Source organism: Oligoflexus sp., assembly GCF_035638955.1.
Classification (GTDB): Bacteria; Bdellovibrionota_B; Oligoflexia; order Oligoflexales; family Oligoflexaceae; genus Oligoflexus.
The window spans coordinates 1-8,895 of record NZ_DASQYZ010000150.1 but is presented as its reverse complement, the minus strand read 5'-3'; the positions used below and the strand labels follow the sequence as shown (position 1 = coordinate 8,895).

Annotated in this window: 5 protein-coding genes; 2 read left to right on the top strand and 3 right to left on the bottom strand. The window is 52.5% G+C overall.

The annotated features are described in order from the left end of the window. Positions 1-77: 77 nt before the first annotated feature. Both VE954_RS14395 and VE954_RS14390 read right to left on the bottom strand, forming a co-directional pair. Positions 78-1,826 (bottom strand): TIGR02147 family protein, encoded by a 1,749-nt coding sequence (locus VE954_RS14395; RefSeq protein WP_324953891.1) that lies wholly within the window; start codon positions 1,824-1,826, stop codon positions 78-80. Positions 1,827-1,837: 11 nt separating this feature from the next. Further along, a complete protein-coding gene (locus VE954_RS14390) occupies positions 1,838-2,806 on the bottom strand; it encodes a hypothetical protein (RefSeq protein WP_324953889.1) in 969 nt (322 codons plus the stop codon). A gap of 270 nt (positions 2,807-3,076) precedes the next feature. On the opposite strand from VE954_RS14390, the gene VE954_RS14385 reads away from it, so the two are divergent. After that, on the top strand, positions 3,077-4,744 hold the full coding sequence (locus tag VE954_RS14385) for an AMP-binding protein (RefSeq protein ID WP_324953887.1): 1,668 nt from the start codon (positions 3,077-3,079) through the stop codon (positions 4,742-4,744). Positions 4,745-4,788: 44 nt separating this feature from the next. Here VE954_RS14385 and VE954_RS14380 read toward each other — a convergent pair whose 3' ends face one another. Beyond that, entirely contained in the window at positions 4,789-7,608 is a 2,820-nt protein-coding gene (locus tag VE954_RS14380) for a 7TM diverse intracellular signaling domain-containing protein (RefSeq protein WP_324953884.1), read from the bottom strand. A 235-nt stretch (positions 7,609-7,843) separates the two neighbouring features. Between VE954_RS14380 and VE954_RS14375 the strand changes: the two genes are divergently transcribed. Beyond that, positions 7,844-8,776, top strand: coding sequence for an alpha/beta hydrolase family esterase (locus VE954_RS14375; protein ID WP_324953882.1), 933 nt, complete (start codon positions 7,844-7,846; stop codon positions 8,774-8,776). Positions 8,777-8,895 lie beyond the last annotated feature (119 nt).

Here is an 8,895-nt window from a genome sequence, read left to right as displayed (position 1 = left end):
TGCGCACGGACAGCATCATCGGCCAGTTCCACGATCAGAAGTGGAAACTCACCTAGGGACGCTGCCCCTGATTGGAATCAAGTAGGGCCCTTAAACATTTGAATGCTGAGTTGATACAGCTGATCCTGGTCGCGTTCCTTGCTGGTGCGATCCAGAAGACCGTGGAGCCATTCCCGAATTCTCTGGCGGGCGGCTTCAAAGACCGTCGGATCGATCAGCACATGAATGGCCACGGAGCGCATGGTCTCGGGCGGATCCTCCAGGACGGCCGCAGCAAGCTCAGACATTTCCTCGTGGATACGTAGAATCTTTTCATGGGCTTTTTCGTCGCCTGTGACCACGTTCCGTTCGCGCTGATGATAACGGCGGTAGGCGCTATCGTAGCTGATCATCCCCGACGCCAGAAGTCCATCGAGGGCCTTTTTAACGGCCGCCTCCGAAACATTCGGTGCGAGGCAGGCGGCGATGGTCGCAGGATCGGCCGGAACAGAAGGCAGAGCAATAATCTCCCGCACGATCATGGGCAGCCAGCTGGCGCTATCATGATCCTGCCGTTTGCGTCCCTGGGCCAGGGGCTTGCGCTCACGAGGGGTAACCGACATGGGAAAGAAATGGCTGATAATGGTAATGCACTCACCATCGTCCTTGTTGCTGCCAAACGTCTGGATGAATTCCTGCCAGAAACTCTCGACGGCTTTGCCGTAACGTTCGGCCGTGGCACCGGGTATGGTAAACACCATGGCCTGCAACTCACGCTGGCTGCTTAAAAAAGTGGAACGGCCGAGTTTGGCAAAGGCTAGAAATTCGTTGGCCAAAGCCGGATCCATGGTACTCAGCGAACTCACTGGATAGAGCGAAGCGACTCCAGGAATCCCACGTTTGACAATCAGGCGCTTGCGTTCGCTCATCTCATCGCGGTGAAAATAGGAGACCTGACTGGCAGCTTTCGCGGGATCACGGGCCTGAAAATAAGCCGCAATCGTTTTCAATTCGGAAAGACGCGGCGCTTCGGTCTCTTCTTTGAGAAAGAAGCCTCCCGGCAGCACCAAGGGTAAATTGGCACCGATCACGCAGGGCTGATGCTGAGCCATTTTCAGGCTCTGCCGAATCACCTTGCGAAAGTCCTTGAAAAAAGGGGTCCGGCCAAAGGTATGGACAAGTTTCCAAACCGCCTCATTGAGATCGTCGAACAAAAGCTTTTGAGCGTCTTCGCTCTCCAAATTTCGAATCGCGCCAATGGCCACTTCCAGTTCAAGCCGCATCGGATGAACCAGAATATGATAATCCTTGCCGGACTTCAGCGGATTGGAGCGTGCTGCTGTGCTGATCGGGTAACTTTCAATCGTTTCCCGAAAATAGGCGGCGCGTGAATAGGCCATGCGAATCTGGGCTGGATTCAGTAAGCCTTTCACACCGGCATTGACCAGCTTCATATTCCCATAGGCTTCCAACCAGGCCGGATGCCAGGAAGCCACGAGCTCCTGATCGGCTGGCAGTGTAATCAGAACCTGCTCATTGTTGACAGTATCCATATCAACGACGAACCCACGCAGTTCCGGATACAGTTCCGCGACAATCACCTGAACGCCCTTTTGCTCGGGAAACCGAGCCATGCTGTTCCAGATCCCTTTCAAGCGGTCCAAAAAAAATTGAACATGATGCTGGCGCTGCGGGAACCGCTCGTCCAGTTGCCCTTTGATCATGGCATCCACCAGATGCAGCGGGGGATCTTCCCAATGCTTCAGATAGGACACATGAACATTCAGAAAAAATTTATAGCGCTTCTCATCAAATTCGACTTTAAAATTATCCGGAACTTTATTCATGCAGCTTTCCCTTATGGACAGCTCAGATCCGTAGGTAAAGCCGGGATTTTCAAACTGGCTTTGCCGGGAAGCGGAATATCCTTGAGTCGGGTGGCAGCGGCCACTCTTTCATCAGCTGTGTAAGCGGATCCACCCGGGATCGCACGGCCACCGCACCAGGTGTGTTCCGCGGCCGTGTCATCGAAGGGAACCGTGTTGCAGTCAGGACGAAAGACGTTATAGGTTACGTTTTCACCCACGCCAGCATCATTGAACTGGCCCAGGAAATATTCGTCACCTTCCTCCTGAATGGTCGCCGCATCGTTATACCAGTTGTGGACGCCGGCCAGAGTAAAGACACCATCCGCGTAGGTTCCTGTTGTGTGGTCCGCAAGTTTATTGCCATCCGCTCCCGGCACAGCTTGGCCGGGTTTCGTCGTGACGGTCAACCAAACATCGATGCTGGAGCTGGTACCCTTGGTATAGGTGATTTCAGAAAGCATCTGGGCGCTGCGTCGGGAATCGACAGGATCAATGGCGTGATTCCGGATGGTATGGACTGACCCTGTCTCAGGTGACCATTCCACCGTTTGAAACGGCTGGCCTGCATAGCAGATAACAGCCTGATAAACATAGCCGTTGGCATCGTTCGTCAGGGCCACAATACGACCGCTGACCTTGCCATCCGCACCCTTGCCTGTAAAATCACCCACGGACGCCACGGCGTCAGCGTTGAGGCGCGTGATCATCTGATTCACGCGGTCGATGGTTTCATCAATGCGGCGGGCAGAATCATCAAAGATTCCGTCTTTCATTTCCTGCGTCAATTCATAGCCTGACACGTCGGGCGGGATATCATAGTCAATCGTCTGAACAAAGCCGCTGGCGTCACCGCCGCCTTCAGCCGGATTGCCTGGATTCCCGATAATTATGCCGCAAGCGATAAGAATGCTTGATACTGTCAATAGCATCAGAACTTTGGATGCTTTTGAAAAGCGCATGATAAAACCCGCCTCCTGGCATTTGTGCTTACAACGAATAAAGGTAGGGATGTTATCCATGATACCACACAGACGAGGCTGGCAGGAGGGAGGGTCCATCCAGTCATGAAAGCCGACGGTTCTGCTGCTCTTCACGATTTTTGAATTCCTCGGTATATTTAGGCAAAACAGATTTACATTTGTCTTGAATACAGACAGTTTCCCCTTTCTCACTTCTGACATAACTGCTATCAACAGTTCATCTTCAATCAACAGGGGGAACGGCTGGCCATGAGTGAGCCCATATTAAAAACACCGCTCGATATGTTCTATGAACGCGAAAAGAATCATCCCAATAAGGTTTTTTTGCGCCAACCTGTAAACGGCAAATGGCAGGAATATACCTGGGGCGAGACCGGACGTCAGGCCCGTCGGATGGCCAAGGCGCTGCAGGAACTCGGGTGTCAGCAGGGGGATCGCGTGGCGATTCTCTCGAAAAACTGCGCGCACTGGATCATGGCCGACCTGGCCATCATGATGTCCGGTTGTGTCAGCGTTCCGTTGTATCCTACACAACAGGCCGATTCCATTGATTATGTTTTGCGCCACAGCGAAACCAAGGTGATCTTTGTAGGCAAACTCGATGAGTGGCAAAAGATGGATGGGGGTATTCCGGAAACCATCAAGCGGATCCGCTTCCCTTATCCCGATCCCATGACCGCGGAAAATGACTGGAATCATTTGCTGGAAAGCGGCAAAGGGCTGGAAGGTCAATACAAACCGGATCTGGACCAGCTGGCGAGCATCATTTATACGTCGGGCACCACCGGTTATCCGAAAGGTGTCATGCATAGTTTCCGGACCATCTCCCATGCGGCCATGGGCTATCGGGAAACGTTTGGGTTCAGCGAAGACGATCGTTATTTCTCCTATCTGCCTCTTTCCCACGTGGCAGAACGAGCGCTGGTGGAAATGGGCGGAATCTATGGCGGCGCCACCATCAGCTTCGCCGAGTCGCTCGATACCTTCGCCCAAAACCTGCGGGATGTCGCTCCCACTGCGTTCTTCTCCGTCCCACGCCTCTGGAAAAAATTTCAGCAGGGCATTCTGGAAAAAGTTCCGCAGCAGAAGCTGGATCGGCTGCTCAGTATTCCCGTCGTTTCAGGCTTGATTAAGCGCAAGATTCAGAAAGGTCTGGGACTCCACAAATGCCGTTCGATCGGATCCGGGGCCGCTCCCATCGCTCCTTCTTTGCAAGCCTGGTACCGGAAGATTGGCATTGATATTCTCGAAGGCTACGGCCTGACGGAAAACTTCGCTTATGCCACGGCCAATCGCATCGGCGAAAACAGGTTGGGGAGTGTAGGGCCGGCTCAACCGCGAACCAAACTCACCATTGCTGAGAACGGTGAGATCTGGATCAAAAATGGTGCCGCCATGCTCGGCTACTACAAGGATCCCGAGGGCACAGCTGAAGTGCTTTTTGATGGAAGCATCCGTACAGGTGATATGGGCGAACTCGATGAAAACGGTAGTCTCAAGATCACCGGACGCATCAAGGAAATTTTCAAAACCGATACCGGCAAATACATCGCGCCGGCACCGATCGAGAATCATTTCCTGGCGGACAACCCTTTCATCGAGCAGCTTTGCATCACGGGCAACACGCTGTCGAGCCCCATTGCTCTTTGTGTGTTGACAGAATCGGCAAGGAAACAGCCGCAGGATCTTATCCTGAGGGAATTCACCGCTTCGCTCCAGCGTTTGAATAAGAAGCTCGAAAAACATGAGCGCATCAACCGCTGCATCCTCATTCATGAGGACTGGACGGTGGATGGCGGGATGATGACCCCAACGCTGAAAGTGAAGCGCCATCAGGTCGAGGCGAAGTACCGAAGCGTTATTTCCAAAGCAATAGACGCCGAACATACCATCGTCTACGAACAACATTTAATGTAAAGCCATGGAATATCCCGGTCGCAAGGCCGGGATCGCCTGAATCCCTAAGCCGCTTCGTGCGTCGTCACATCTTGTGTTTCAAAGAGGCCTTCAAAAGGCAGGGAAATGATGAGTTCAAAGGGACAGAAGGCCTGAGGTTTGAAAGGATCATCCCGCCATACGATGCGAACGGTGCCACCGGCTTGTTCAATGAACCGCTTCACCGCATTCATGCCGATTCCCCGTCCTGAGATGTCCGTAATCCGGTTGGCCGTTGAGAGCCCTGAATCGAAAGGCAGTTGCGCCACGCGTTCTCTATCGTTCTGATGCTCAGGCTTGAGCAAATCACGCGCGAGACCGATTTCAATGATTTTACGAATGGGCAGCCCGCGTCCATCGTCGCTTAGAATCAATTCCACATGCTCGTTTCTACGCTTCATATCAATGACAATCGTGCCCTTGGGGTCCTTGCCCGCACGCCGACGTTCAGCAGCGCTTTCGATCCCATGATCCATGGAGTTACGCAGGAGGTGCACACACGTGTTCCGCACCAGTTCTTCGGCCTTGTCACTGAGCAGGATGCCCTGTGTTTCCATCTGCACGTGGGGAATGTCCTTGTACAAATCCTTGGCCAGCTGCGGGAGGCAAGCCAGGATTTCCTGAAAGACCACGGTGGCGTCCTTGAAAATCTGCGCATGAAAGAGGCGTGTCACGTCACAGATAACAGTCGAGATCCGGATCGGCAGTTCTGGATCCTGAAGAACACCCTTGAGCCTAATATAAGAGCCCTGAATCTGGTCGAGGCGGAAATCCACGGATCGTGTCTGTTCCAGGCGCCGGCCCAGCTTGTTACGGGCAATCTGCTCATAAAGGGCCACGTCCGTGCGGGCGTCCCTCATTTGCTGCTTCATGCGCGGAATGTCCCAGTTCGCGCTGGGCACTTTCTGCAGATGAGCCAGATCCTGCTCAATGTCATGAATGGTGCGGGTGAGCTTACGCAGGTAAAGCGATCGGGCTGATCCCTTGATTGTATGCATGTTGATAAAGACGATCTTCAGGACCTCAGGATTTCTTCCTTCCATGGCCTGCGAGTGAATCAGAGCCTCGGTGTCATCGATCAGCTGGTGAGCGGTCTGGATGAAGCGACTGAATTGCAAATCCGGCACCTTCAGGATTTCGCCGATGAGTTCGAGTTCTTCCTGCTGTTCATGGCTCTGCTTTTGAAGCGAACGGATTTCGGTGACATCGCGTATTGTCACCAAAATCTTGTCCACGCGGGCTGGATGTCTTTCTATGGCATTCCAGGTCAGATCAAAAAATTCCAAGCGCCCCTTTGGATCCAGACGGCTCAGATGGAGGGGCAGGGCGTGGGCATTCATCTCAAAATTGAGGGTATCCTCGCCCAAAGCCGCATGCAGGCAACTGATGGCCTGACTTTTCTCATCAGGATCCAAAAGACTGCCAGCAAAAAGCAATGCGGTCGCTTCGTGGTCCTCGATGTCCTGGGTGCGGAAAATGTCGATCAGCTCGCGGGAATAATCCTTGTGAATCTGTCGATCATCCTCAATCATGAAAATTCCGAGCGGAATATGCTCCATGATGGAACGAATATCCCGCGTCTTGACTTCGACGATCGACTCGACCTCTTCCACATGCATCTGCAGTTGCTGGTTGAGTTTGCTAATCTGCGCATGAGACTGTTCCCGCTCCAGACTGATTCGATCACTCAAGGCGAGGGATAGGAGCACGCCTTCCACAGCAGCGCCTGCGAATTGACTCCATATGACAAAACCATTCTCAGGCACAAAACCATAAATGTAGGTCATGGAAATCAGACTGCCAAGCAGAAGGAAAACCCAGGCCGCCGTATAAAAATAAGCGGGGCGGTACTTCTGGATACTGCGATGGACGCCGGCGTAAAAGAGCAGGCAGGAGACGTAGGTGTTGGTGATCAGGAGCGTCGTGTAGGACAGATGGAAATCAATCAAACAGATCACGATATTGATTGCGGAGCACAGATAAAAGAATGTCATCGCCCGCATCAGCCAAGGAACCTGACTTAAATCAAGAAAGCGAATGGCAAAGGAACAGGCAAAAATTGCGGTCAGCTCGCCACCGATGATCACGCCCTGATTGAGAAGGATCGTCGTCACAGGATGATTGGGAAGGAACTGTCGCGCCACGCCTGAAAAGAGCAGTTGAACCCCGCTAAAACAAATGATGTAGCCGACATAAAGAAAGTAGTACCGAACCCGAAGTCGAATCGCAATGAAACTGTTGTAACCGATCATCACAATGAGGAAACCAAATAGAAGACCAATGAAGGTGTTCTCGAGATTTAAAATGCGGGCCGTAAAATGATCCGGACTCCAAAGGTTGAATTTGACGCTGACAGGCCCGTCCGTCCGAATGCGAAGAACATAGGTATGCAAGCCCGGTGTCACCACGAGGGAAAAAAGCGGCAGCCTATAATTGTTCTCTAAATCCTGGGAGACATGATCACCGCGCGCGGCCTTCCATTTTAATGCCTGTCCCTGCGCTTCATAAAGATCGATAGCATCCGTATAGGTCGCCGAGTGTACGAGATGAAGCGATACGGTTTCTTCCGACCTATTGTCGATTTGAAAGAAAAGCCAGAACGTACCTTTTTCCCGAAGATAGACACCCTGACCCTCGATGGGCCCGAACCTTGCGCGAACCTCAGGTTGTAGAATCGTACCGGCCTGGAGTTGACGTGTGGGGTCGATCAGCAAGTCCATCGACTGAAGCATGGAGTGGCGAACAAAAGTATCGCCTTTTTGCAGAATAAGAGGCTCCGCGCTGGCCTGAGAAAAGCCATGCAAGCAATAAGTGATCATAAAAAATAGAACTCTGAAAAGCGGCATAACCGAATCTTTTCCTGCCCAGGCTGCGACCTCTGTTTGATACGATTCCATTTCATGAATCGGCAATTTCACAGAAATATTGAGCGTTTGAGATGTCTCCTGGTGTTTGCTCCAAGTTGGACATAAGTAACCTGCCCTCCATCTCATCCCGTATTGGAATTGAGAAAAGATGCGCCTATGATCGAACGAATGAAACAAGAACAACTTTCGGATTTGAATGAAGGATGAGGTCAAAATGCGTACATTCTCAAATTTTTCGTTTCTCGCACTTTTACTGTCTTCCGTGGCTCTCGTGCAGAGTGCCACGGCCTGGTCAGCCATGGTTTACCTGGGCAAGGACCGCCCGGCTGCCGTCAAACTCCCTTCGAGTTATGACCCTGCGAAATCCTACCCTCTCCTTGTCCTCCTTCATGGGTATTCCAGCGGCGCTATGGAAACCATTTATTATCTCGAGGCGGATCTGCAGCAATCCCAGTCGGAATTCATTATTCTGGCACCAAACGGCACTCTGAATGCCGAAGGCCTGCGATTCTGGAACGCGGCTCCTCCGCAGCAGCCAGGCGCTGTCAATGATTCAGCGTACCTGCAGAACCTCATCACTGAGGTCAAGGAACGCTTCAAAGTCGATTCCAAAAAAGTTTATGCCTTCGGCATTTCCAATGGCGGATTCATGGCCTATCGGCTGGCTTGTGACACCGAGGGCGTGTTCGCAGGAATCGTTTCCATCGCGGGGGCCATGTTTGCCAACACCAGTCTCTGCCAATCCAAAACACCTGTCTCCGTGCTGCAAATTCATGGCACCGCCGATAACATCGTACCCTTTGTGAGCAAACGTCCAGAAACCCTGGGGGCCTTTGAGTCGAGTCAAACTTGGTCGCAGCACAACGGCTGCGGTAATTTTCAGGAGCAGCCGGCGGCCCTGGATCTGATGCTGCAACCGGAAATACCTGGCATTGTCCTGGGCGGCGGGGCGTACCAGGGACCTGAAGGTCCGGTTATTACCGACGACCAGGGCGCGCGTGAGACTGATCAGCTGGTGTGGAGTGAGTGTGCGCAGTCGACGAAGGTCGGCCTGTGGCGTGTGAACGGCGGAAGCCACGTGCCGGATTACACCGGTAAAAATCTTATAGGTCAGGCTTTGGAATTCTTTTCAACTTCGGGACGATAAACATCGTCTTGAGGAGACCCCCGCTCAAAAAAAAAGATCCCCCGGGGAGCAGGGGACCTCTAAGACAGTAGTATCACAACAAACGTATGTGAGCCCACATCCGGTTGCCCATACCTCAG

Bases quoted from the DNA above. Each gene is read 5' to 3' on its own strand.
- VE954_RS14390 (WP_324953889.1), bottom strand. From the start codon at position 2,806: ATGCGCTTTTCAAAAGCATCCAAAGTTCTGATGCTATTGACAGTATCA.
- VE954_RS14380 (WP_324953884.1), bottom strand. From the start codon at position 7,608: ATGCCGCTTTTCAGAGTTCTATTTTTTATGATCACTTATTGCTTGCAT.
- VE954_RS14395 (WP_324953891.1), bottom strand. From the start codon at position 1,826: ATGAATAAAGTTCCGGATAATTTTAAAGTCGAATTTGATGAGAAGCGC.
- VE954_RS14375 (WP_324953882.1), top strand. From the start codon at position 7,844: ATGCGTACATTCTCAAATTTTTCGTTTCTCGCACTTTTACTGTCTTCC.
- VE954_RS14385 (WP_324953887.1), top strand. From the start codon at position 3,077: ATGAGTGAGCCCATATTAAAAACACCGCTCGATATGTTCTATGAACGC.